A 24,553-nucleotide genomic window follows, 5' to 3' on the forward strand; every position below is an offset into this window, starting at 1 on the left:
GCCGGCAGACGAACTCGTGTCTGCCGGTTCCCGGTGTGTCGGGCAGAGCGTCCGTTAACGGGCGCTCCACCCTGCACATCGAATTTCATCCCCGCCACCTGCACAACCGGCTACGCGCCGAGAACCCGAACAAGGACGCGCCCCCATGGCCCCCAATCCCACCCGTTTGCTCCGCCGCCTCAACCCCTATTGCGCCCAGGCGCTGAGCGCGGCGGCTTCGTTGTGCCAAAGCCGCGGCCATGGACAGATCAGCATCGAGCACTGGCTGCTCAAGCTGCTGGAGCAGGGCGAGGGCGACCTGACCCTCATCGCCCGCCGCTACGAATGGGATATGGACGCGCTCTGGCGTGGGCTGCTCGACCATCTCGACAGCCTGCCACGCAGCGTGCAGGGCAAGCCGCAGCTGTGCGGCAAGTTGCAGCAACTGATCAGTAACGCGTGGCTGCGCGCCTCCCTGGACGACGACCACGAGCGCCTGCGTTCCGCGCATCTGCTCGGTGCGTTGCTGGACACTCCAGGCCTGCTCGCGTGCGACGCCGCCTGGCCGCTGCTCAGCCTCAGTGATGTTCAATTGCAGCGTTTGTCTGCGCTGCTCGATCAACACTCCGAAGAGCGTCCGCAAGTACAGCAAGAAGTTGCCTTGGGCCAGATGGACGTGTCTGCTGGCCAACCGATTACCCCGCCATCCGGTGCCGACATGCAGGATGTCCTGCAGGCGGTGCTGGACAAATTCACCCAGGACATCACCGCCAAGGCCAGGGCAGGGCGGATCGACCCGGTGTTCGGCCGTGACGATGAGATCCGCCAGGTCATCGACATCCTCAGTCGCCGACGCAAGAACAATCCGATGCTGGTCGGCGAACCCGGGGTCGGCAAGACCGCCCTGGTCGAAGGCCTGGCCTTGCGCATTGCCCAGGGCAATGTCCCGGACAGTCTCAAGCCAGTCAGCTTGCGCACCCTCGACCTGGGGCTGTTGCAAGCGGGCGCCGGGGTCAAAGGCGAATTCGAACAGCGCCTGAAAAACATCATCGACGCCGTGCAGCAATCAGCCAGCCCGGTGCTGCTGTTTATCGACGAAGCCCACACCCTGATCGGCGCCGGCAACCAGGCGGGCGGCGCCGACGCGGCGAATCTGCTCAAGCCTGCCCTGGCCCGTGGGGAACTGCGCACCATCGCTGCCACCACCTGGAGCGAGTACAAACAATACTTCGAGCGCGATGCCGCCCTCGAGCGGCGCTTCCAGACCGTCAAGGTGGACGAGCCGGACGATGCCGGCGCCTGCCTCATGCTGCGGGGCCTCAAGGCGCGCTACGCCAGTCACCATGGCGTGCACATCCAGGACGCGGCGGTACAGGCCGCGGTCAGCTTGTCGCGGCGCTACCTGACCGGCCGGCAACTGCCGGACAAAGCCGTCGACCTGCTCGACACCGCCAGCGCGCGAGTGCGCATGAGCCTCGACTGTGAACCCCAGGAACTGGTCCGGCTCAAGGCCCGGCAGGCCGCCCTGGAACTGGAGAGCCAGGCCCTCGAAGAGGATCGGCAAGTCATGGGCGGCAACGCCGGCGAGCGTCTGGCGACGATCGCTGCGCAACAGGCGGATTTGCAAGATGAACACACCGAGCTCGACCAGCAATACCGGCATGAACTCGCCCTGTCACGACAATTGCTCGACGCACGCCAGGCCGAACCACCGCGGCCGGATGTCTGCGAACAGTTGCAACGACGACTGACCGACGCCCAGGGCAACCAACCCTTGCTGGCCCTCGACGTCAGCGCCCGCAGCGTCGCCGAAGTGATCGCCGACTGGACCGGGGTGCCACTGGGCAGTCTGCTCAAGGACGAACACGCCAACCTGCTGGCACTAGAGCAGCAATTGAGCGAACGGGTCATCGGCCAGGAGCCGGCGTTGAATGCCCTTGCCCAGCGGCTGCGGGCCGCCAGGACCGGCCTGACCGAAGAACAGGCGCCGCTGGGGGTGTTCCTGCTGGTGGGCACCAGTGGCGTCGGCAAGACCGAGACCGCACTGGCCCTGGCCGACTGCCTGTTTGGAGGCGAGAAATCGCTGATCACCCTCAACCTCTCCGAGTACCAGGAAGCCCACACCGTCAGCCAACTCAAAGGCTCGCCGCCGGGCTACGTCGGTTACGGCCAGGGGGGCGTACTCACCGAAGCCGTGCGTCAACGGCCCTACAGCGTGGTGCTGCTCGACGAAGTGGAGAAGGCCCACCGCGATGTCATCAACCTGTTTTACCAGGTGTTCGACCGTGGCTTCATGCGCGATGGCGAAGGGCGTGAAATCGACTTCCGTAACACCGTCATTCTGATGACTTCCAACCTCGGCAGCGACCCACTGCAGGCCTGCCTGCAGCAACAGCCTGACGCGCCGGACAGCACCCTGCAGGAACTGCTGCGGCCGATCCTGCGCGAGCACTTCCAGCCGGCCCTGCTGGCGCGTTTCCAGACCCTGATCTACCGCCCGCTGCAAGCCGACGCCCTCAAGGGCATCGTCGTCCTCAAGCTGGCCCGGGTGGCCCGGCGTCTGCAGCGTCACTACGGCCTGGCCTGCCAGATTGACGAGGCCCTCAACGACGCCCTGGTTGCCGCCTGCCTGCTGCCCGACTCCGGCGCGCGCAACATCGACAGCCTGCTCAACCAGCAGATCCTGCCGGTGCTCAGCCAGCAACTGCTGCAACGCCAGGCGGCCGGGCAGACAACCGACGGCGTGAACCTGGGCTACAGCGACGATTACGGCGTAACCCTGCATTTCACCAACGCCCACGACGCCGCGCACCTTGCCGCGATGGAGGGGTGAACGTGTCCAGCCAACTGCCCACCTTCTTCGACCACAGCCGGCACACACTCAGCGTCCACAACTTCGACGCCACCCTCGACGTCCTGGCCTTCCACGGCGAAGAACAACTCAGCCAGCCGTTCCACTACGTCATCGAATTCACCTGCACCGAACAGGACATCGCCGCCGACCAGTTGCTCAACCGCGACGCCCGCTTCAGCCTGCACGCCCCACCGCGCAAGCCCACCTTCCTGACCCGGGACCTGCCGATCAAACCGCTGCGCACCCTGCACGGCGTGGTCACCGGCTTCAAGCGCCTGTCCGGCTCCGTCGACGAAGCCCGCTACGAAATCACCCTGCAACCGCGCCTGGCACTGCTCGCCCGCGGCCAGCAGTTCCGCCTCTATCAACACCAGTCGGTGCCGGAAATCGTCGAACACATCCTGCGCAGCCGCCACGATTTTCGCGGCGAGGATTTTTACTTCAAGCTCACCCGCAAGTACCCCAGGCGCCTGCAAGTCATGCAATACGGCGAAAGCGACTTGGCCTTCATCGCCCGCCTGCTGGCCGAAGTCGGCATCTGGTACCGCTTCACCAGCGACGAACGCCTGCACCTCGACGTCGTCGAATTCCACGACGACCAGCTGCATTACCAGTCCGGCATCGAGCTGCCTTGCCACTCGCCGGCCGGCCTGAGCAGCAGCGAGCAGGACGGCGTCTGGGCCTTGCAAACCCAACACCAGGTGGTGGAACGCCAGGTCAATATCCGCACCTACCAGCACCGCGACGCCTACGCCCACCTGGACGGCGAGATCGACCACACCCGCGGCGCGACCACCACCTACGGCGAGGCCTACCACTACGCCGAACCCTACACCGCCCTCGGCGACCGCTATCAATTCTACGAAGACCTGCCACCGGAAACCGGCTACTTCTACGCCCGCCTGCAACACGAACGTTACCTCAACGACCAGACCCGCCTCAGCGGCACCAGCAGCAGCGCCACCCTGGCCCCGGGCCAGGTGCTGAAAATCACCGGCGGCGCGCCCCAGGCCTTCGCCCGCGGCACGGTCATCACCCACCTCAGCACCCGCGCCGCCCGCGACGCCAGCTTCGAAGCCCGGTTCCAGGCCATCCCCTATTCGGAAAGCGTGTGCTTCCGCCCACCGCTGCAGCCCAAACCGCAAATCGCCGGCACCCTCCCGGCCCGGGTCAGCAACCCGCAAAAACACGACCCCTACGCCGAAATCGACGTTGAAGGGCGCTACTGCGTGCAGTTCCTGTTCGACCGCGACACCTGGAAACCCGGCGAGGAAAGCATGTGGCTGCGCCTGGCCCGGCCCTACGCCGGCGACACCCACGGCCTGCACCTGCCGCTGATCGCCGGCACCGAAGTGGCGGTGGCCTTCGAACAGGGCGACCCCGACCGCCCCTACATCGCCCACGCCCTGCACGACAGCGAGCACCGCGACCACGTGACCCTGCGCGCGCGCAATTACAAACGCAACGTGCTGCGCACGCCGGCCAACAACAAGCTGCGGATGGAGGACACAAGGGGCAAAGAGCACGTCAAGCTGAGTACCGAGCACAGTGGCAAGAGCCAGCTGAATCTTGGGCATTTGGTCGATGCCGAGCAGCAGCGGCGGGGTGAAGGGTTTGAGTTGCGCACCGATGGCTGGGGGTCGATTCGGGCGGGGAAGGGGGTGTTTATCAGTGCCGATGAACAGGCCAAGGCGCAGGGGCCGGTCCTGGAAATGAGCGCGGCCATCGGCCGCCTGCAACAGGCGGGGGAGCAGCTGCAGCAACTTTCTGAAAATGCCCAGGCCGCCAACGCAGATCCCGCGGATGTGCAGGCACAACTGGCATTCGTGCGCCAACAACTCGAAGAGCTCAAAGCCGCCGTAGTACTCCTCAGCGCGCCCCAGGGCATCGCCCTCACCAGCGGCAAGCATCTGCAATTGGCCGCGCAAAACAACCTGATGCTCAACGCCGGCGGCGAAGCCGACCTCAGCGTGGTCAAGCGCCTGTTCATCGGCGTGGGGCAGGGGCTCAGCCTGTTCGTGCGCAAGCTGGGCATCAAGCTGATCGCCAATCACGGGCCAGTAAGCGTGCAAGCGCAAAACGACACGCTCGAACTGATGGCCCGTCACGGCCTGGCAATCACCAGTACCGAAGACGAAATCCACATCACCGCCAAGAAGAAAATCACCCTCAACGCCGGCGGCAGCTACATCACCCTCGACCCCTCCAGTATCGAATCGGGAACGGCAGGTGATTACAAGGTCAAGTCGGCGCATTTCGCCTACAGCGGTGCAGCCAAGCAATCGCTGGAAATACCGCCCCTGGCTCAATTAACCGAGCATAACTCCACGTCTCTGGGGCGTACGGATTTCTCCGGCTGATCCCTTTTTCGCAAAACAAGGAGCGACATTCGACATGGCCAACTTGCTTGCCCGACTTTTTGGTTTTCACGACACCCGCAGTGACTCGCGGGTGGATCGGCCGGCACCGCCGGTCTTGCCGACGCCTGACACCCGGCCTGTTCCATTGTCTCCAGCACCCAGTAGCGACACTCTGCCACCGCTGAAAAACTGGAGCCATCCGTTCAAGTGCAAAGATCCGCTCGGGGACAAACGCAACCCGCTGTCGCAGCTCACCCACATGGCCAAGGCCAAAGCCGGCTATTTTCCCTTGGGACGCAGCGGCCTCTGGCACGGCGGCGTGCACTTCGACAGCGGCACCGCCGGCGACCTGAATCAATCCAGCGTGCACTGCCTGGCCGACGGCGAAGTAGTGGCGTATCGCATCGACACGCAGGCGCCGACCACGACCTATTTCGTCAATAAACAAACCGTAGAAAAGCCGTTCTCGCGTAACTTCGTACTGGTCCGCCATCGGCTTCAGCCACCGAAGATCGAAGGCCGCCCGGACATGCCGCGCAGCCTGATCTTCTACAGCCTGTACATGCACCTGCGGGATTGGTCGGTGTACCGGAAGGACGCCGCCATCGTTCGTCCAGCGTGTTGGCCCGAGAGCCCGATCCTTCGCGTTAAACAGACGGTGAACGACGTCCGCCCCGGAAACCTTGAAGAGCGTGGCCTGAACGTGCGTATCAAGGCCTGGCCGGGCCAAGTGATCGACCTCCTGCCACCGGGTGCCGAGGTGACCGTCAGTGGAGAGGGCAGCTATCGCAAGCTGGAGAACAGCCTCGGCCCCGCCAAACTGATCAACGCCGATGGCTCGATAGCCGGCTACCTCGCCGCCAGCCTTCTGCAACCGGTTGCCGGCAACGAGTACCGCATCACGTCAACGCAAGAGAGGGTCAATGTTCGCGCTGAACCAAGCGCTTCTAGCCAGGTACTTGTAGAACTGCCGGTGGGAACGTTAGTCAGGGTCAGCGGTGAAGGCGAGTTTCGTAAGCTGGAACGCGTGAATCAGTATGTGCATTTCGACTCGCTGGAAGGTGCGCAGGAACCGCTGGCGTTAGATCGCGTGGTGGTGCTCGACACGCCTGTTCCCATCAAGGCCGGCGCGTTGATCGGTCACCTCGGCGAGTACCAGGACGGCGGCGCTGATCAGCCAGAGGAAAAGCTGCACCTGGAAGTGTTCAGTAACGATGACGTCGATTTATTCATCAAGGACAGTCGCGACTGGGCCCAGCGCCTACCGGATAAGGACAGAACCTGGCTGAAGCTAGCCAAAGGCACCGCTGTGGTGCCTCATCAAGAGAATGCCACCGCAGCCCAACTGAAGGTATGGAGCGCCGACAGCCCAATCAGTGCTGCCGACTTATTGGTCCCCAAGAGTGTGCTGGAGGCTTTGCCGGCCGACAGAAAAATCCAGGTGGCCGCGAGCGACAGCCGCAAAGCCAGCAACTGGTATCGCCTGGATGGGCTGCTCCACGACGCCGACAACCACCTGCTCGACGGTTGGGTGCGCGAAGAAGTCGGCATCACGCCTTGGCTCAGTCCCTGGTCGTGGGAGGGCTATGACCTTATTTTCGACTACAGCACCCCCAAACACTTGATGGCCTCCTTTCTCAGTGCCGTCGACGGTTTCACCGAAGAGCAACGCGAGCGCTTCCGGCCCTTGGCTGATAAAGACGACAAGGGGCCGATGAAAAGCCGGCTGTACGAGATCATCGACCGTAACCGCGACGGTAAGATGACCGCCGAAGAACTGCAAGCGGTCCTCCACCTGCCGGCCCATGCGCAAGCGATCTCGCAGTTGATCATCCGCAAGGAAAGCGAGTGGTTTCACCAGGCGAGGAAGTGGGACGCGCTGGATGAATTGCTCGGCCATAGCGGCTCGACTCCGCATCTGAACTGGTTGGCGGAGAAGCAGCGGATCCAGCAGATGTGTTGGTGGGGTGAGGTGGCGGAGAAAGTGGGGTTGCCGTCGTGGGGCAAGGTCTTTCACTTTCATCCAGTTGGCTTGGCAATGAGGTTTAATGTTGCATGCCCTGAAGAGTGCATTGTTGAAACATACAGGCTGGAGAGTGCCGGTGGCCCACTTGTTGTTTCTAAAGAGTCATTTGAATTGATCCTGGAAAAGGAAGGATATAGTAAATATCCCTATGTGCCAGCTGGAGCGAGCGGAGTTACTGTTGGATACGGGTATGACTTGGGGCAGCAAACGATAGCGCAAGTTCGTCAGGATTTTGCCCAGATCTATAGTCAGTCAGATATTGAAACTCTGATAGTTTCGGTTGGAAAACAAGGCGATCAAGCGAGAAGCGTCTTGAGCTCTGTCAATCATGTGTCTATAAGCAAAGAAGACTCCATCGCCCTTGCTATAAAAATGAAAAAACGCTATGCGCAGTTGGTAATCAATGCTTACCCCGGGGTTATGGGCTTGCACCCGCATTGCCAAGGAGCACTTCTATCTCTTGTGGTTAACAGAGGCAACTCTTTTACGCAACCAAATACCGAATCTCGGTTGGAGATGAAACAAATAAACGATGACTTATTAAATTTTAGTCCGGAAAAAATTCCATCTAGGCTTCGCTCGATGAAAAGACTCTGGGAAGGGAAAGCGGGGCTCGGGGGGTTGATAATCCGCCGAGAAGATGAGGCCAAACTTTTTGAGAAGGGTATAAAATGCGACTGTTGGGATTGATGGTATGTTTTTCTAACTTTTTTTGGGTTTCGTTAGTTGTTGCTGGTAATGATTGTAATCCAAATAGCCCGGTCACTAAGGATATTCTTGAGTGCGCAAATTCAGCGTATAAGCGAGTTGACAAAAAACTAAATGAGCAATACCGAATATTGGTGTCTAGCTCTAAGTTTCCTAATAAAAACTTACTTCTGGAAGGAGAGCGGGCGTGGATTAAATACAGAGATGCGCACTGCAATAATATTTACGAGTCTGTATACCCCGGTGAAGAAGCTGGAATTGAGAAAGTAGGGTGTCTTACTTCCTTGACGTCATCAAGACTGGTGGAGTTGGTTTACTTGGAGACAGGTGCGAGCGGCGATGGTTTCTACAACTCACTTTCAATAATGAGCAAAATTTCTTCAAAAGCAAGGGAGGAAATCCTATCGTACATTGAGAGCTTGGACCAGGACCCTGAAGAGTCTGAATATTATAAAAAAAATTGTGAGTTGACAGTTCTTGCTCATGCGGAAGTAGAAAGGCTCTGTCGAGTTCGAATGAAATTTCAGGGTGTGTAGGTAGAAGGCGCAGCATTAGAAATACTTAATAGGAGAAATAGGATGATAGCGAGAGTTTTATTTTTGTTGTTGATATCGCTGTGTGGGCTGAGCTATGCAGAACTATCTCCGTCTTCTTCAGGCTTTTGCGAAACTTTGGATGAACAGGCCGTAAGCCACTGCTTGCAGAGAAGAGTGGGAGATGGTGACAAACTACTGGGTCAGGTTTATACAGATCTGTATTCAAATGCATCAATGATAAATTCGGGTAGAAGTGGAGGTGTACTTGCTCGCTACATAAAAACCTTCGAAAACGACTGTTTAGCAATAGAAATTATAAGCGTTCAAGGGAAGCTGGAAGTATTGGAGAGCATGAATTTATGCAGCTTTGAAGGTAAGCCTTTTTCAACGGGATTTGCTCAGGCTGGATTCCAAGATATTACCTTTGAAGAAGATGGGATTCACTTAGTTTTAAGCATTGCGCCATTAGAGCCTACGGGAGAGCAGTTACGTAAATGCTCCATACCAATCGATAACGGGAAAATGAGCCGCTTGTACTGTTCCGAGCCTTTAGAATGATAATGAGTTAGCGCGGGGTGCTCGAGGAATGGTGAGCTAATTGGTATGTTCATGCAGAAGAAGGAAAACCCTACTGAGCTCGAATGATATTTTTTTAAGCGCGTGGGGCTGTGTAGTTAAACACGGAGTTGAGTTTCTTGAGTAGGGAAAAAGCATGAAAGGCATCATCCATGTTGGTGGCATAACAACTAGAGGTCGAACCGTACTGTCAGGTTCAGTTGTGGTGAAGTTTGCAATTGTTCGCGCAGCTCGTGAGGAAGACCCGGTGCTGTACCCGATTCCTGAGCATCGCCGCACGGTGACAGCCAAGAGGCTATCCAATGTTTAGAGACAAACATTTTTCAGTCGCATCTGACGGTCAATCATACGCTTGCGGCTGCGCATTGATTATCTCCCCGATTGAAGCGAGGGCGAGTTAGTCATGCCCATCAGACTGGATAAAGTACCTGCTCCCGCGCTACGTCCTGCCCGCCCTCGCTTCTGGCTTTGGTTCATCTTGCTGTTGCTGTGTTCATTGCTCAGTGTGGGAGGGACTTTATTGCTAGGCGATGAACCCTTGCGCCAAAAGCCTGTTGATTTCTGGAGTTTGGCCTTGGGCCTGCCGATCTTGGGGTGGTGTGTGGTGGGTTTCGGGCGAGTGCTATTTCACATCGGCGAACAGTCCGCTGCCGACGGCTGGGATGAGGCCCGCGAAAAGGCCTTGATCCGCAAGATTCGTCAGGGGCGACGCTCGCAGCAGGTATTGGGAGTGAGTCTGCATACCGCCCTGCTAGATTCCGCGGACGAGCCAACAGCCCAACTCGACGCTTTGTTGAGTGGCACCGAGGCACTGAAGACGCAGCCGTCGAGGATGGACGATGCACCTGTAAGTCACAGCCGCTTTGTCGAAGGCTCAGGTGAGGACCTGGAAGCGGTACTGACGAGTGTATTAGAGAAGAGGCTGGCTGACCTGGCGCCGATCCTGGCGCAATTGCCTGACGATAAACCTTTGGCCCTGTTACTGGAGATCGACTGCAGGTTACCCGAGGACCAGTGGCGCCTTGTGTGGCGAAAGATATGGCAGGAGTCCGGCATCCGCCAATCGACTGTCTCTGTCGAGGGCAGTGGGCTGGCCGCGCTGGACCAATGGCTTGACCAGCGCATCGGCGACCAGGCCTTGCTGCTGGTGCTGGCCGTGCAGCTTGCACCGGAACAGCCCGAGGGCACGGCAGAAGTCGCCGTCGGTGTGTTGTTCGGCAATCGCCTGACGCAAACCACCTTGGCGCCGATCGCCTACTTGCACCGTCCTGAGCAGGAGCGCCAGCCTACCGACGCCGATCTGCTCTATGCCACGCGTCAAGCCCTCGATTGGGTGCCGCTTGAAGCGAAGTCAATCGAGAAGACCTGGCGGGTGGGTATCGACCCACAACGTCATGCGGGCATCGCGACCGTGTTGGCTAAAGAACCCCTGTTGGGCAAGCAGGCGCCTTGCAACCTCGATGCGTTGCTGGGCCATCCCGGGAAAGCATCCCCTTGGCTGGCCATCGCGGCCGCGACGCAGACGATTGAGCGCGGCGCTGGAGCGCAATTGATTTTCAGTGGTGGTGGCCCTGCCACGGCCGGACTCTGGGGCACGGTCTTGATGCCGGTGTCAGCACTTTCTAAATAGGAATCTCGCATGCAGTTTCGCCACTCTGTAGGAATGGGGGTGCTGGTTGGCTTGTTGTTGCTGACCGGTGTGATCTTGGGTGTGCTGGTTTGGCATGATCCCGAGTCGCTGGGTCTTGCGGCCGGCAGTGACCAGCAAACGGTCTGGCTTTGGGTGATATCGGCCGCGACGTTGGTCGTCGCGGGGGTTCTGGCTGGGTATCGACTGCTGGGACTTCAGCTAGGGAATTCGGCTTTTAATCGGCTCGACGCGGATGATGCTGTGCAGCCGGCGCAACCCGCCTCCACTGAATCCCCTGATACTCGGGCGCAACCGACCGCCCTCGTTCCAGCGTATTTGCGCGAGCGCCACGGTCCCTTCTGGCGCCGCAAAATCCGCCTCCTGCTGGTCGTCGGCGAACCCGAACAAATCCACGCCATCGCCCCGCAACTCACTCAAAAAAACTGGGTGGAAGGCCAGGACACCGTCCTGATCTGGGGCGGCAGCGTCCAAGGCAATGTAGAGGATGCGCCTTTTAAACAGTACCTCAGCCTCAACCGCTGGCGCGCACTCGACGGCGTGATCTGGGCCCTGAACAAAGAGCAGTCCAGCGATGCCGCCGCAATGGGCGCCGGCGTGCGCTACCTGCAAACCCTGGCCCGCCACCTGCAGTGGCAGTTGCCGTTGTACCTGTGGCAGGTTTGCTACAGCGAGTGGCCGCAGCCCCAGCGCACGACCCAACCGGTAGGCTGCCTGCTGCCCGCGCGCGCCACCGCCGTAGACCTGGAAACCTCCCTGGACCAGCTGATCCTGCCCTTGCGCGAATCCGGCTGGGCGCAAATATTCGGCGACATGAAACACGACTTCCTGCTGCGCCTGTCGCGCGATCTGCAGGCCGAAGGCATTGCCCGCTGGCGCCAGGCGCTCGCGCCGCTGTTCGGCGAATTCGCCCGGGGTCTGCCGTTACGCGGGCTCTGGTTCAGCCTGCCGTTGCCTGCACACAAGGATCACGCGGCACACCATTGGCCCATCGACCCGGCCTGGCAGGGCGTGCTCGAGGACAAGGCCGTGCACAGTCGCCGTTTGGGCCGACACCCGGTGCGCATCGGCTCGGCGCTGCTGATGGGCCTGGCGCTGGTGTGGGGCGCCGGCATGCTGCTGTCCTTCGCCACCCAGCGCGTGCAGATCGCCCAGGTGCAGACGTCGCTGGTCGCCTTGGAGCAGTCGCAAACGGGCGACGCCCAACTGCTGGCCCTGAACGACCTGATGCGCGAACTGGCGCGCCTGGATTACCGCGCCGAACACGGCGCCCCCTGGTACCAGCGCTTCGGCCTGAACCAGAACCAGAACCTGCTGGAAAAAATCCAACCGATCTATGTCGAAGCCAACCAGCGCCTGCTGCGCGACCCGGCCGTCGCCAACCTGCAGGCCAAACTCACCGCCCTGATCAAGCTGCCCCCCGGCAGTGCCGAACGCGCGCACCGCGCCCGGGAGGCCTACGACCAGCTCAAGGCCTACCTGATGCTGGCGCACCCGGAAAAAACCGACGCGGCGTTCCTGACCAAGGTCCTCCGAGAAGCCGAACCGACCCGCGCCGGAATATCCCCGGGTGTGTGGCAAGGCCTCACGCCAAGCCTGTGGCAGTTCTACGCCGAGCACCTGGCGGCGCACCCCGAGTGGCGCATCGAGGCCAACCCGAAGCTGGTCGCCCAGGCCCGGCAAGTCCTGCTCGGCCAACTAGGCCAGCGCAATGCCGAAACCAGCCTCTATCAACAGGTGTTGGAGGGGGCGGCCAACCACGCCCCGGCCTTGAGCCTGGCGCAAATGGTCGGCGACACCCAGGCCGGCGCGCTGTTCACCAGCAAGGCCAGCGTCCCCGGCGTGTTCACCCGCCAGGCCTGGGAAGGGCAGGTGCGTCAGGCCATCGAGGCCATCGCCGAAGCGCGCCGCGAGGAAATCGACTGGGTGCTCAGCGACCACCCCGCCGAACTCGATGCCAACCTGACCCCGGACGTGCTGCGGGCGCGCCTCACGCAACGCTACTTCGAAGACTACGCCAGCGCCTGGCTGGATTTTCTCAACCGTCTGCGCTGGCAGCCGGCCGCTAGCCTGGGCGAGGTGATCGACCAGTTGACGCTGATGAGCGACGTGCGCCAGTCGCCGTTGATCGCACTGATGAACACCCTGGCCTACCAGGGTCAGGCCGGCGTGCGCGGCCAGGCGTTGGCCGAGTCGCTGATGCAGTCCGCGCAGAAACTGGTCGGCCAGGCCCCGGTGCCAGCGATCGACCAGACGTTGCAGGGCCCGAGCGGTCCGCTGGACGCCACCTTCGGCCCGTTGCTGGCGCTGCTGGGCAAAGACGCTGAAGGTGGCGACAGCGACCGCTTGAGCCTGCAAGCCTTCCTCAACCGCGTCACCCGGGTGCGCCTGAAACTGCAGCAAGTGCACAACGCGCCCGACCCGCAGGCCATGACCCAGGCCCTGGCGCAAAGCGTGTTCCAAGGCAAGAACGTCGAGCTCACCGACACCCAGGCCTACGGCAGCCTGCTCGCCGCCAGCCTCGGCGCCGAGTGGGGCCAGGTGGGCGAGACGCTGTTGGTGCAGCCGCTGGACCAGGCCTGGCAGCGGGTGCTGCAACCCTCGGCGGCGGGGCTCAACCGCCAATGGCAGCGCGCGATCGTCAGCGACTGGCACAGCGCTTTCGCCGGCCGTTTCCCCTTCGCCGCCACCAGCAGCGACGCGTCCTTGCCGATGCTGGGGCAGATGATCCGCGCCGATTCCGGGCGCATCGACCAGTTCCTGCAGCAGCAACTGGGCGGCGTATTACGCCGAGAAGGCAGCCGCTGGGTGGCCGATCCGCGGCACAGCCAGGGCTTGCGTTTCAACCCGCAATTTCTCACGGCGATCAACCAGCTCAGCCACCTGGCCGACGTGCTCTACACCGACGGCGGCATGGGCCTGAGTTTCGAACTGCGCGGCAAAGCGGTGCGCGACGTGGTGCAAACCACCTTCGTGCTCAATGGCGAGAAACACGAATACTTCAACCAGAAAGAAAGCTGGCAGCGCTTCAGTTGGCCCGGCTTTAGCAGCCACCCGGGCACCAGCCTGACCTGGACCAGCGTGCAGGCCAGTGAACGGCTGTTCGGTGACTACGAAGGCACCTGGGGCTTGATCCGCCTGCTGGAAAAAGCCCGGGTCACCCCGCTGAACGACAGCGACAGCCTGCACCGCCTGCAGCTCAAGGCCCCGGACGGCCTGGAACTGACCTGGAACCTGCGCACGGAACTGGGGGCGGGGCCGTTGGCGTTGCTCAAGTTGCGGGGGTTCACCTTGCCCCAGCAGATTTTTCTCAGTGAAAACGATGAGACCGTCCCCGAAGCGCAAAAGAGGAGGCTCAAATGAGCCTGCGTACACTAATCGCCCGATGCCTGGGTGAACGCGATGCCCACTCCCTGACCCACCTGCAAGCCGAGCGTTGGCAACCCTGGTTGCAGCCGATCAGCACGGACTTGCCCGTGGGTGAGGATCCGGGCTACGACGATGACTTCCAGCGCATGCGTGAAGAGGTCAACAAACTGTCTGGCGCCGATGTCGATCAGGTGGTGCAACTGGCGGAGAAACTCATCACCCAACGCTGCAAGGACCTGCGCGTCGCCACCTACTACTTGTGGGCGCGTTTGCACAAAGATGGTGAAAGCGGCTTGGCTGACGGTCTCGGCCTGCTGGCGGCCCTGGTGGAACGCTACGCCGACGAGGTACTGCCCGCGCGTCCCAATAGCCGCAAGGCGGCGTTGGAGTGGCTGACCAGCGGCAAAGTGCTGGACAGCCTTTCGCTGTTTCCGGAAGTGGTCAAGGACGAGGCTGAGCGCACCGTGGCGGCGCTGGCCTGGCTGGAGCGGGGGCTTGAGGCGTGGCCGCCGGAGCAACGACCCGCGTTGGGCGCACTGTATGGCGCCTTGTCGGCGCGCCTGGCGCAGTCCGGTGGCGTGGACGCACTGGTGCCGCAGAACAGCGCCAGTCATGAGTCCAGTGCGCAAACGGCTGCGCCCGACGCGCCAACGATCAAATCCGGCCGCGACCTGTTGGACAGCGGCAGAGCCCTGGCTGTTTACCTGCGCGAGCAACCCTTGGGCTGGCTGGCGGCTCATCACCTGATGAAAAGCCTGCGCTGGGACACCGTGCATCAGGCGCCGCCCCAGGACGCCAATGGCATTACGCGCCTGACGGCGCCTCGTGGCGAATATCGGGCACAACTCAAGCGTCTGTATCTGCAACAGAGCTGGGCTGAATTGCTCGATCAGGTTGAACGGATGTATGCCGAGGGCGTGAACCATTTCTGGCTGGACCTGCAGTGGTATGCCTGTCAGGCGCTGAGTAAACAGCCCGCACCACAGGACAGTTGGGCCGATGTGGTCAAGCGTGATCTGGGCATGTTCATCGAGCGTCTGCCGGGCGTTGAAGCGTTGTGCTGGAGCGACGGCTCACCGTTCGCCGATGAGACCACCCGCGAGTGGATTGCCCGGCACGTCAGCGGCAATCGCCCCCAGCAATGGTTACCGGCACCGACCGTCGCGGCGCCAGGCGCAGATACCGAGATCCTGTCACTGGAAGCTGAGGCCCTGGCTCAAGCCGACAGCGACGGCATCGAGCAGGCGTTGGCCTGGCTGGCGGCGCGCCCCGGCATACAGACCGGACGGCAACGCTGGTTGCTGCGCCTGCTGATGGCGCGGGTGGCCGAGCAATATGGCAAGAGCGATCTGGCGATCCACCTGCTGGGCGAACTGGACGCCACCGCCCAGCGCCAGGCGTTGGCCGAGTGGGAGCCCGAGCTGAACTTCGAGGTCAAGGCACGCCTGCTCAAATTGTTGCGCTTGAAAGCACAACGCAACGATGCCGACAAACCCACCCTGGCCCGGCGCATGGAGGCGCTGCTGGCGGCGCTGGTGGCCATCGATCCGGTACGTGCCGCAGTGCTCTGCGGCTAACCTCATTCATCAGGATTTTTTCTTTGAGTATGGACAATCTGACACTGCGTTATTTCGACGCCGAGATGCGTTATCTGCGCGAGGCCGGCAAGGAGTTCGCCGAGGCTTTTCCGGACCGGGCGGCGCTGCTCAACCTGGACAAGGCGGGCGCCCACGACCCCTACGTGGAGCGTCTGTTCGAGGGCTTTGCGTTCCTGATGGGACGGCTGCGCGAGAAGCTCGACGATGACTTGCCGGAGCTCACCGAGGGCCTGGTCAGCCTGCTGTGGCCGCATTACCTGCGCACCATTCCATCGCTGTCGATCGTGGAACTGGCGCCCGATCTCAAGGAGATGAAGCGCAGCGAACGGATCGCCAGCGGCTTCGAAGTATTGTCGCAGCCCATCGGCCCGCACCGCACCCAATGCCGCTACACCACCACCCAGGACCTGACACTGCGACCGCTGGCCGTGGAGTCCGTGCGCCTGGCGCATGAGCCCGACGGACGCTCGGTACTGCGGCTGCGTTTTGCTTGCGGCGCGATGACCGATTGGAACGAGACCGACCTCAGTCGCCTGCCGCTGTACCTGAATGCCGATGCGCCCTTGGCGAGTGCGCTGCATCAGGCACTGACCCTCAATACCCAGGCGATGTATGTACGAATGCCGGGACAAACGGACCGTCAGTTGCTGCGGGGCCATTTTATGCCCAAGGGCTTCGCCGACGAGGACCGTCTGTGGCCAAAAGGTGACAGCGCCTTCAGCGGGTATCAGTTGCTGCTGGAGTATTTCACCTTCCGCGAGAAGTTCATGTTCGTCACCCTCTGCGGACTGGAGCAGTTGCACATCAGCCAGGGGACACCCTGGTTCGAACTGGAGGTGGTGCTGGGCCAGTCATGGCCTCAAGCGTTCAACCTGAGCGCCGGGCATATTCGCCTGCATGCGGTGCCGGTGATCAATCTATTCATCCTGGAGTCCGACCCGCTGGACCTGGCACCTTTGCAAAGCGACTACCTGCTGCGCCCCATGCGCTTGCAGGACGGTCATACCGAAATCTATTCGGTGGATCAGGTCACCTCTTCGAGGAACACCGAGCGCCAGGACTATGTGCCATTCACCAGCTTTCGCCATAAGGGCGGCATGCTGCGGGACGAGGCGCCCGAGCGCTACTTCCATACGCGCTTGAAGCGTGGCGCCAATGGTCTGCATGACACCTGGCTGATCCTGGGAGGGGAGGGTTTTGACAAGGATCTGCTACTCAACGATGCCAGCCTGTCATTGCGCCTGACCGGTACCCACGGCCAACTCCCGCGCAAGGCCCTGCAAAGCACCTTGCTCGATACCCTGGTGCAATCCACCCGGGCCGGCTTGCGGGTGCGCAACCTGTGCGCGCCGACCTTGCCGTGCTACCCGCCGAACCGCGATCGTTTTCACTGGCGCGTGCTCAGCCACCTGGGCTCGAACTTCCTGCCGATGCTCGACAACGCCGAAGTGTTGCGCGGCACCCTGGCGCTGTACGACTGGACGGGCAGCGAGCTGAACCGACGTCGGCTGGCGGCGATCGTCGAGGTGCGTCACCACCTGATCCAGCGTTTCGAAAAAGGCTTCCTGCTGCGCGGCGTGGATATCGAAGTCACCCTGGACGCCAATGGCTTTTCCGGCGAGGGCGACATCAGCCTGTTCGGCGAAATGCTCCATCGCTTCTTCGGCCTGTACGCCGACATTCATTTGTTCAACCAGCTCACGCTGATCCTGCAACCTACCGGAAAGTGCCTGCGATGGAACGAGAACCACAGTCAACGTATTCCCGGCTGAAAGCCAATGGATTACTGGAAGTACTGCAGGGGCGGGTGGCCGAGGCCAATCTGTATCGCTTCTGCCAATTGCTGGAACAGGCCTTGCCGGATCATCCGCCACTGGGCAGCACGGCGCACCCGGCGGATGACCCGGTACGCTTTCGGCCCGACCCTGGCATGGGCTTTCCGGCCGGGGAATTGAAGGCGATCGAAACCAGCGACGGTCATCCGCAGCGCCCGGCGACGGTGCGCACACGCCTGCTCGGGTTGTACGGGGTCGACTCACCGATGCCGACGGCGTTTCTCGACGATATCGCCCAGCGACGGGAAGGGCATGAGGCGGTGGAAGCCTTCCTCGATATCTTCAACCACCGGATCTTCACCCAGTTCTACCGCATCTGGCGCAAGTACTCCTATCCGGCCACCTTCGAGGCGGGCGGCACCGATGCGACTTCGCAGTGCCTGCTGGGGTTGATCGGCCTGGGCATTCCCGGCACCGCCCGGCAGATCGCCACGCCGGTATCGCGCTTCCTCGCGCTGCTGAGCGTGATGCGCCTGCCCACCCGCAACGCCGAAGGCATCATCGCGCTGGTCAAGCTGCTGGCTCCCGAAACCCGGGCACGGGTGACGCCCCATTGGCCGCAGAAAATCCCCTTGGCGCAGCCGGCGAGCCTGTGCAGCCGGCGCCCGGTGAGTCTGTCCCAGGGCACGCCCCTGGGCAGTGTCGGGCATGACGCCAATAGCCAGTTGCACCTGGCGCTGTTCACCGAGGATGAAGACGAGGCCCGTGGCTGGCTGCCGGCTGGCCAGTTGCACAACGACCTGCGAGTGCTGCTGCGTGTGTACCTGGGCTGGCGTTGCACCGCGAAGCTGCAATTGTCGCTACCGCTGCGCAGCCTGCCGGCGCCGGTGCTGGGGCGAGCGCCGGTACGGCTGGGCATGACCGCTGTGCTGGGCCCGGGCAGTGACGCCTGGCAGGTCGGGGCGCACGACACCATCACCCTCAATCTGGGCCGATACCAGGGCCTTTCGAAAAATTTCCGGGACAGGGAGATAGAACATGTCACGTACGGTTTTTAAATCATCGATGGTCGTTGCACTGTGTGCATGGCTCGCCGGCTGTGGGGTGACCCAGTCAGTGACGGACAGCACCACCTCTGCCGCCAGCTCGATTTTCTACAAGCAGGTGAAAACCTTGCACCTGGACTTCAGTGGGCGGGCATCGCTGAACGTCGATGGCGCGGACATGAATGCATTGTCGGTCGCCACGCTGGTTCGGGTGTACCAACTCAGCGACAACAAGGTGCTGGAGAAGGCCACCTATGACAGTTTGCTGAGCCAGGACGACCGGCTGCTGAGCGCGGATCTGCTGGACAAGCGAACCCTGGTGGTCAAGCCGGGCGAGGGGGCGCAACTGAGCGTGCCCCTGGACAACAACGCGCGCTCCGTCGCCGTGGTCGCGCTGTTCCGCCAACCCGACAGCCAACTGAAAACGTGGCGCCTGACGTTGACCCGTGATGACCTGGATCCGGACCGGGCCCGGGTCATCGAACTGGCGGACAACCTGCTGACCTTGCGACCTTTGGCCAAGGACTGATCGATGACCGACTTCAATCCTTCGCTCTACGAAATGCTGCTGCAGAATTTCGACGGCGAGCTGGACCTGTATCGCGTCGCCGAAGCGGACCAGCACACCCTGTCGGTGCTGGACAACCTGCAACGCATCCTCAACAGCCGGGCGGGCACGCTCGGTCATCTGCCGGATTACGGTCTGCCGGATATGGGCCTGATCCTCCAGGGTTTGCCCGCGGCGGCACATGAGCTGATGAAAAGCATGGGCGAGACCTTGCTTAAGTACGAACCGCGCCTGGCGGCGGTGAACATCGAACTGCTGCCGCAGGTGCAACCGGGTCATCTGGAATACGCCCTCGACGTGCAGCTCAAGGCGGGGCAGCGGCTAACGTTCGGTACCACCCTGGCGCCCGAGGGCCGAGTGCTGGTGCGTCACCTGAAGCGGCAGCACTACCTGTCGGCCATGAACCTGTAACGGAAGGGAAGCGCGATGACGGCGTTGTTTGAAATGCGTATACGCGCGGGCGGTGATCCGCGCGGCTTCGGCGAGTTCATGGCGTTGCGTGATGAACTGGCCAAATTGAGCCACCCGGCCTGTCCGGACGTGAACTGGGTCAAGGTCGAGCAGTTGTGCCTGACCTTGTTCCAGAGCAATGGGGCGGATCTGCAAACCGCGGTCGCTTACGGGCTGGCGCGCAGCCAGCGCCATGGCCTGTCAGGCATGGTGGAAGGGGTGGCCTTGATCGAGGCGCTGAGCTGCGAATGGCCGCACCTGTGGCCGCCCGTGGAATCCATGCGCCTGGAGAGCCTGAACGGGCTGTTCGCTCAATTGCAGCCCTTGCTGCGCAGCCTGGCGCTGGATACGCGCAGCTTGCCGGCACTGGTTCATCTGGACACCGGGTTGAGCCGTTTGCACCAGCGACTGGGCGCTCAGGCTCAAGTGCCGATGGTCACGCTGCAGGCTCTGCGGCAGCAGGTCGATAGCCTGATGCGGCGCCTGCAGCAAAGCCCGGCTGCGGAGGCAACCGTGCTGTTGTCGACGAGAGGCCCAGAACCGGCATTCGTGATGCCGGTGGTGATCCTGCCGCCCCCTCGCATGCCCGAAGCGGCAACTGCAGACCCGACGACAAAGAGACGTCAAATGGCCCTGTGGCTGTTCGCTTTGGCGACGGCCATCGCCTTGGCCGGCTGGTTTGTGTGGAAGCACTGGCTGGCAGGCCAGGACGGCGATCATCTGCCTGCCGAGCCCGTGCAGCTGGACAGTCTGATGCTGTTCGATGCCGGCAGCGCCGAGCTCGGATCCGGCTCGACCAAAGTGCTGATCGATGCCCTGGCCGGCATCAAAGCTCGGCCAGGCTGGCTGATCGTCATCGTCGGGCATTCCGATGCCACGGGCGATGCCGGACAGAACCTTGCCCTGTCACGCGCCCGCGCCTCTGCGGTGCGTGACTGGATGCAGCGCATGGGCGACCTCCCGGACAGTTGTTTTGCTGTCCAGGGGCTCGCGGCCAGCCAGCCGGTCACCGGCAATGACACCGAGTCCGGACGCGCGGCCAACCGCCGTGTCGATATCCGCCTGGTGCCGCAAGAGGGGGCCTGTGGCAGCTGAAAAAGGGGCGGGGATTTCAAGACCGGGCTTGATGCCAACCCCCGTCAGACCGACAATCCATGAGACGACCTTGATGTGAACCCACTGGCGCGATCGCCTGAGGAGGCATTCAAATGAGTCCCTCATCGCCACTCCTCCTGCAAGACCGCGCGGCCGCGGGGCGCCGCCTGGTGGAGCCGCTGCGCCAATACGCGCACAGACCCGATGTCATCGTCCTCGCCTTGCCTCGGGGCGGGGTACCGGTAGCCTATGAAGTGGCCACGGCCCTGGAGGTTCGCCTGGACCTGATGCTGGTGCGCAAGCTGGGCGCGCCCTCCAACGAGGAGTTCGCCCTGGGCGCCATTGCCAGCGGCGGCATTCAGATCCTCAATGACCATGCGCTGCGGGCGCACCCGATTGATCAGGCCACGTTCGACGCAGTGGTCGCGCGGGAAAAACGGGAACTGTTACGGCGCGAGCAGGCTTATCGGGGAACGCGCGAGCCGGTGCCGCTCAAGGACCAGGTGGTGATCCTGATCGACGACGGCCTGGCGACAGGCGCCTCGATGATGGCAGCGATCCAGGCGGTGCGTTTGCAGGCACCGTCGCGCATCGTCGTCGCCGTGCCGGTAGCGCCGATCGAGACGGTGGAGGCGTTGCGCAGTGAAGTGGATGAGCTGATCTGTCCGGTCGTCCCGGACTGGTTCATGTCGCTCGGCCATTGGTACATGGATTTCTCCCAGACTTCGGATGAAGAGGTGATCAAGCTGCTACAACGGGCCTGGCACAGAGAGGCCGATATCGAGTAACCACGGTACCCGCTTGGTTTGGGGAAGCGTCATCGTACAACTTTGCTTGAATTTCCCTTGGCATCACAGTGGCAAAGCACAGGGTGTCAGCCCATACAGCGCCGCCGCGCTCTGCACTAAATTGCCCTTTAAACGGGGAACCTTTGAGACGAGCGGTGTTTTATTCAGATTGACAGCCGGGGCCTGATCTCGATATAAAAAGCACAGTTGTACGACGACAGACGATCAGTCGGCTGTCCATCTTCTAAAAATAAAAAGTGTCGACCCGCTCATGAATCCAGCCCGCTTGCCCACCTCCCTGAATTTCACCTCCAATGGTTCGAACCCTGGCTGCTTCCCTCGCCACGCAGCCGGCCTGTTGCATCGTTCTGGCAATGCTCCACGACCCCATTGATCTCGCTTGAAACCGAGCAATCATCAGCATAATCCAACAATAAAGTGATGCTATGAATCTGAACGAGCCCCTCATTCCGCAACGAGTCGGCCAGGCCGTCGGCAAATACCGCTGGACCATTTGCGCGCTGTTGTTCTTTGCCACCACGGTCAATTACCTGGATCGCCAGGTACTGAGTCTGTTGGCGCCGGATCTGTCGACGCAATTTGGCTGGAGCAATACCGACTACGCCAACATCGCCTCCGTCTTTCAGTTCGTGTACGCGATCTCCATGCTGTTCGCCGGCCGCGTGGTCGACAAGATCGGCACCAAGACCGCCTATATCGTAGCCATCGGCATCTGGTCGACCGGCGCGATCATGCATGCCTTCGCGGTACCTATGGGTGAGGGGATCGGCGCCCTGAGCAGCGCATTGGGCCTTGCCGTCATCCCGGTCTCGATTGCCGGCTTCATGCTGTCGCGCGCGGTGCTGGCGATCGGCGAGGCGGGCAACTTCCCGATCGCGATCAAGGCCACCGCCGAATACTTCCCGAAGAAGGAGCGTTCCTTCGCCACCGGTATCTTCAATTCCGGGGCCAACGTGGGCGCGATCCTGGCACCGATCTGCGTGCCGCTGATTGCCGCCCTGTGGGGCTGGGAAGCGGCGTTCATCGTGATCGGCGCGCTGGGCTTCGTCTGGGTGGCGGTCTGGATTGCGCTGTACGAAAAACCGGATCAGCAAAAACGCCTGTCGGCGCAGGAACTGGCCTACATCCGCAGCGACCAGGGCGCGCAGGCCGTCGAGAGCACGGACTCGGGTGCCACTGCTAAAAAAGTATCCTGGTTCAAGCTGCTGACCTACCGCCAGACCTGGGCCTTTGCCTTCGGCAAATTCATGACCGACGGCGTGTGGTGGTTCTTCCTGTTCTGGCTGCCGACCTACCTGTCGGCGCAATACGGCATGAAGGGCCAGGCCATCGTGCTGCCGCTGGCGGTGTTGTACACCATGACCATGGTGGGCAGCATCGGCGGTGGCTGGTTCCCGAGCTATTTCATGGCCCGCGGCGACGCGCCCTATGACGGTCGCATGAAAGCCATGCTGGTGATCGCACTCTTGCCGCTGCTGGTGTTGCTGGCGCAGCCATTGGGTTACATCAGTTTCTGGGTGCCGGTGCTGCTGATCGGCGTGGGCGCCTCGGCGCACCAGGCGTGGTCGTGCAATATCTTCACCACCGTGTCCGATATGTTCCCGCAAAAATCCATCGCCTCCGTGGTCGGCATTGGTGGTATGGCGGGCGGCCTGGGCGGCGTAGCGATGACCAAGTTAGGCGGTTGGGTGTTCGACTATTACAAGACGGTCAACGATATCCATACCGGCTACATGATCATGTTTGCCATCTGTGCGCTGGCCTACCTGGTGGCGTGGAGCGTGATGAAGGTGCTGGTGCCGCGCCATAAGGAAATCACCGATCTGTAGAAGAGCGGTTTGCTTGGCACTGATGGGGCGCAGTGAAAACGACGCCCCATTTTACCGCCTGTCGACTTTCCACGGGCAAGGTGGGACCGCTCGATGGGGCTCGCCACCGAGCCTGGATGAATAACCAAAAAAGCCCTTTACGAGCCAGCGCAGGCACCGGATGATCTTGCACCAACGGCCGCATCAGCCCGAAAAAAAACAAGATCAGGTGCCTCTATGCTTCTCGAGCAGGCGTTGTTAACTGATGTCAGCGGCAAGCCGATTCAGCAGCATCACAAGAATTTTTCTACCGAATGGGATGAAATCAGCGACTGGTCGGATCGCGTCTACATGCCCTATCGGGTGTGTCCCGTAGGGCAGGCCATCAAGCCGTGCGCCAGCATGCACTCATCGAGGATCGGCGAGCTGACGCTGACGCGTTTTGCCTATGGCGTGGCGGTAAGCATCGACGATTTTTCCCCCGATGCCGGGAACGCGCTGCTGCTCACGACCGTTCGCGGCAATGCCCGGCACTGGGCGCAGTGTTCGGTCACTGAAGATACCGCGGTGGGCGAGTCCTTCATTGCCGATTGCAGCCGGGTCGATTACCGGATCGATCTGGACCCGGATCACCTGCAGCTGAATCTGACCATTCCCCATGCAGTGCTGGAGCGAATGGCGCAGCAGTGGTTCGGGTTCGTCCCCGATGACCGGTTCTGGCGATACAAGTGCGTCCTCGGCGGGGTCGGTTCGAGCTGGTTGAGTCTGCTCGAGTACACCGTTCGCTGTGTGGCCGAGGCCCCCGGGCACATGGCCGAAGGGCGCATGGGCGCGCACCTGGAGCACAATCTTTGCGTGCACTTGCTCCAGGAATGGGCTAGCCGCGCCGGGCGGGCGGGGCTGGATCTGAGCAGTCCGATGAACCGGATCGCTCCGCGTTTTGTGAGGGCTGCCGAAGAGTTCATGAGTGCCAATGCCGCGAACCTGCCCACGCTGGCAGAGGTGGCCGGCGCGGTCGGGACCAGTGTGCGGTCATTGAGTGGTGCCTTTTCGCGTTTTCGCGGCATGACCCCCGGTGCATTCTTGCGCGAGCAGCGGTTGCAGGGGGCGCACCGGGATTTGTTGGCGACTGATCCGCAATCGGGTACGACGGTGGCGGTCATCGCCTCTCGATGGGGGTATCTGAACCTGGGGGAATTTGCCGGGATCTATCGCAGGCGGTTCGGTGAACTGCCTTCGCACACCTTGCATCGCCGTCTGCGCTAGCGTGTGACGCAAAAAAAAGGGCACCGCAAGTGGCGTCCATCCCACCCTCTCGGTGCCCCAAAAAAAGTCGGTTATTCGTCTC

Annotated in this window: 17 protein-coding genes; all 17 read left to right on the forward strand. The window is 61.7% G+C overall.

Going from position 1 to position 24,553, the window contains the following annotated elements; all coding sequences use genetic code 11:
- Positions 1 to 145: 145 nt before the first annotated feature.
- On the forward strand, positions 146 to 2,812 hold the full coding sequence (gene tssH / locus PMA3_RS10570) for a type VI secretion system ATPase TssH (protein ID WP_064677090.1): 2,667 nt from the start codon (positions 146 to 148) through the stop codon (positions 2,810 to 2,812).
- A gap of 2 nt (positions 2,813 to 2,814) precedes the next feature.
- Positions 2,815 to 5,193, forward strand: coding sequence for a type VI secretion system Vgr family protein (locus PMA3_RS10575; protein ID WP_064677091.1), 2,379 nt, complete (start codon positions 2,815 to 2,817; stop codon positions 5,191 to 5,193).
- A 34-nt stretch (positions 5,194 to 5,227) separates the two neighbouring features.
- Positions 5,228 to 7,909 (forward strand): lysozyme family protein, encoded by a 2,682-nt coding sequence (locus PMA3_RS10580; RefSeq protein WP_064677092.1) that lies wholly within the window; start codon positions 5,228 to 5,230, stop codon positions 7,907 to 7,909.
- The gene (locus PMA3_RS30665) at positions 7,891 to 8,463 is read left to right on the forward strand and encodes a lysozyme inhibitor LprI family protein (RefSeq protein WP_082930292.1); all 573 of its coding nucleotides are present in this window, start codon (positions 7,891 to 7,893) and stop codon (positions 8,461 to 8,463) included. Before PMA3_RS10580 ends, PMA3_RS30665 begins: the two co-directional genes overlap by 19 nt.
- A gap of 42 nt (positions 8,464 to 8,505) precedes the next feature.
- A complete protein-coding gene (locus PMA3_RS32460; RefSeq protein ID WP_152032253.1) occupies positions 8,506 to 9,021 on the forward strand; it encodes a hypothetical protein in 516 nt (171 codons plus the stop codon).
- A gap of 154 nt (positions 9,022 to 9,175) precedes the next feature.
- Positions 9,176 to 9,349 carry a hypothetical protein gene (locus PMA3_RS31700; RefSeq protein WP_237140708.1) on the forward strand — a complete coding sequence of 58 codons (174 nt, stop codon included), beginning with the start codon at positions 9,176 to 9,178 and terminating at the stop codon, positions 9,347 to 9,349.
- A 264-nt stretch (positions 9,350 to 9,613) separates the two neighbouring features.
- A complete protein-coding gene (locus tag PMA3_RS10585; protein WP_420848672.1) occupies positions 9,614 to 10,669 on the forward strand; it encodes a hypothetical protein in 1,056 nt (351 codons plus the stop codon).
- Between the two features lie 9 nt (positions 10,670 to 10,678).
- On the forward strand, positions 10,679 to 14,050 hold the full coding sequence (locus PMA3_RS10590; protein ID WP_064677094.1) for an ImcF-related family protein: 3,372 nt from the start codon (positions 10,679 to 10,681) through the stop codon (positions 14,048 to 14,050).
- Positions 14,047 to 15,633, forward strand: coding sequence for a type VI secretion system protein TssA (gene tssA / locus PMA3_RS10595; RefSeq protein WP_064677095.1), 1,587 nt, complete (start codon positions 14,047 to 14,049; stop codon positions 15,631 to 15,633). Before PMA3_RS10590 ends, tssA begins: the two co-directional genes overlap by 4 nt.
- A 23-nt stretch (positions 15,634 to 15,656) precedes the next feature.
- Entirely contained in the window at positions 15,657 to 17,426 is a 1,770-nt protein-coding gene (tssF, locus tag PMA3_RS10600) for a type VI secretion system baseplate subunit TssF (RefSeq protein WP_064677096.1), read from the forward strand.
- Entirely contained in the window at positions 17,390 to 18,487 is a 1,098-nt protein-coding gene (gene tssG / locus PMA3_RS10605; protein WP_064677097.1) for a type VI secretion system baseplate subunit TssG, read from the forward strand. The genes tssF and tssG overlap by 37 nt, the downstream gene beginning before the upstream one ends.
- Entirely contained in the window at positions 18,468 to 19,004 is a 537-nt protein-coding gene (gene tssJ / locus PMA3_RS10610; protein ID WP_064677098.1) for a type VI secretion system lipoprotein TssJ, read from the forward strand. The genes tssG and tssJ overlap by 20 nt, the downstream gene beginning before the upstream one ends.
- Positions 19,005 to 19,007: 3 nt before the next feature.
- Complete coding sequence (gene tssE, locus PMA3_RS10615) at positions 19,008 to 19,454, forward strand: type VI secretion system baseplate subunit TssE (RefSeq protein WP_064677099.1); 447 nt, start codon at positions 19,008 to 19,010, stop codon at positions 19,452 to 19,454.
- Between the two features lie 15 nt (positions 19,455 to 19,469).
- Complete coding sequence (locus PMA3_RS10620) at positions 19,470 to 20,588, forward strand: OmpA family protein (protein ID WP_064677100.1); 1,119 nt, start codon at positions 19,470 to 19,472, stop codon at positions 20,586 to 20,588.
- Between the two features lie 113 nt (positions 20,589 to 20,701).
- Complete coding sequence (locus PMA3_RS10625) at positions 20,702 to 21,376, forward strand: phosphoribosyltransferase (RefSeq protein ID WP_064677101.1); 675 nt, start codon at positions 20,702 to 20,704, stop codon at positions 21,374 to 21,376.
- A 446-nt stretch (positions 21,377 to 21,822) separates the two neighbouring features.
- Positions 21,823 to 23,226 carry an MFS transporter gene (locus tag PMA3_RS10630; RefSeq protein ID WP_064677102.1) on the forward strand — a complete coding sequence of 468 codons (1,404 nt, stop codon included), beginning with the start codon at positions 21,823 to 21,825 and terminating at the stop codon, positions 23,224 to 23,226.
- A 216-nt stretch (positions 23,227 to 23,442) separates the two neighbouring features.
- Positions 23,443 to 24,471, forward strand: a complete 1,029-nt coding sequence (locus PMA3_RS10635) for an AraC family transcriptional regulator (protein WP_064677103.1) — start codon at positions 23,443 to 23,445, stop codon at positions 24,469 to 24,471.
- Positions 24,472 to 24,553: the final 82 nt, after the last annotated feature.

Origin of the sequence: Pseudomonas silesiensis, from assembly GCF_001661075.1 — a bacterium.
Classification (GTDB): domain Bacteria; phylum Pseudomonadota; class Gammaproteobacteria; order Pseudomonadales; family Pseudomonadaceae; genus Aquipseudomonas; species Aquipseudomonas silesiensis.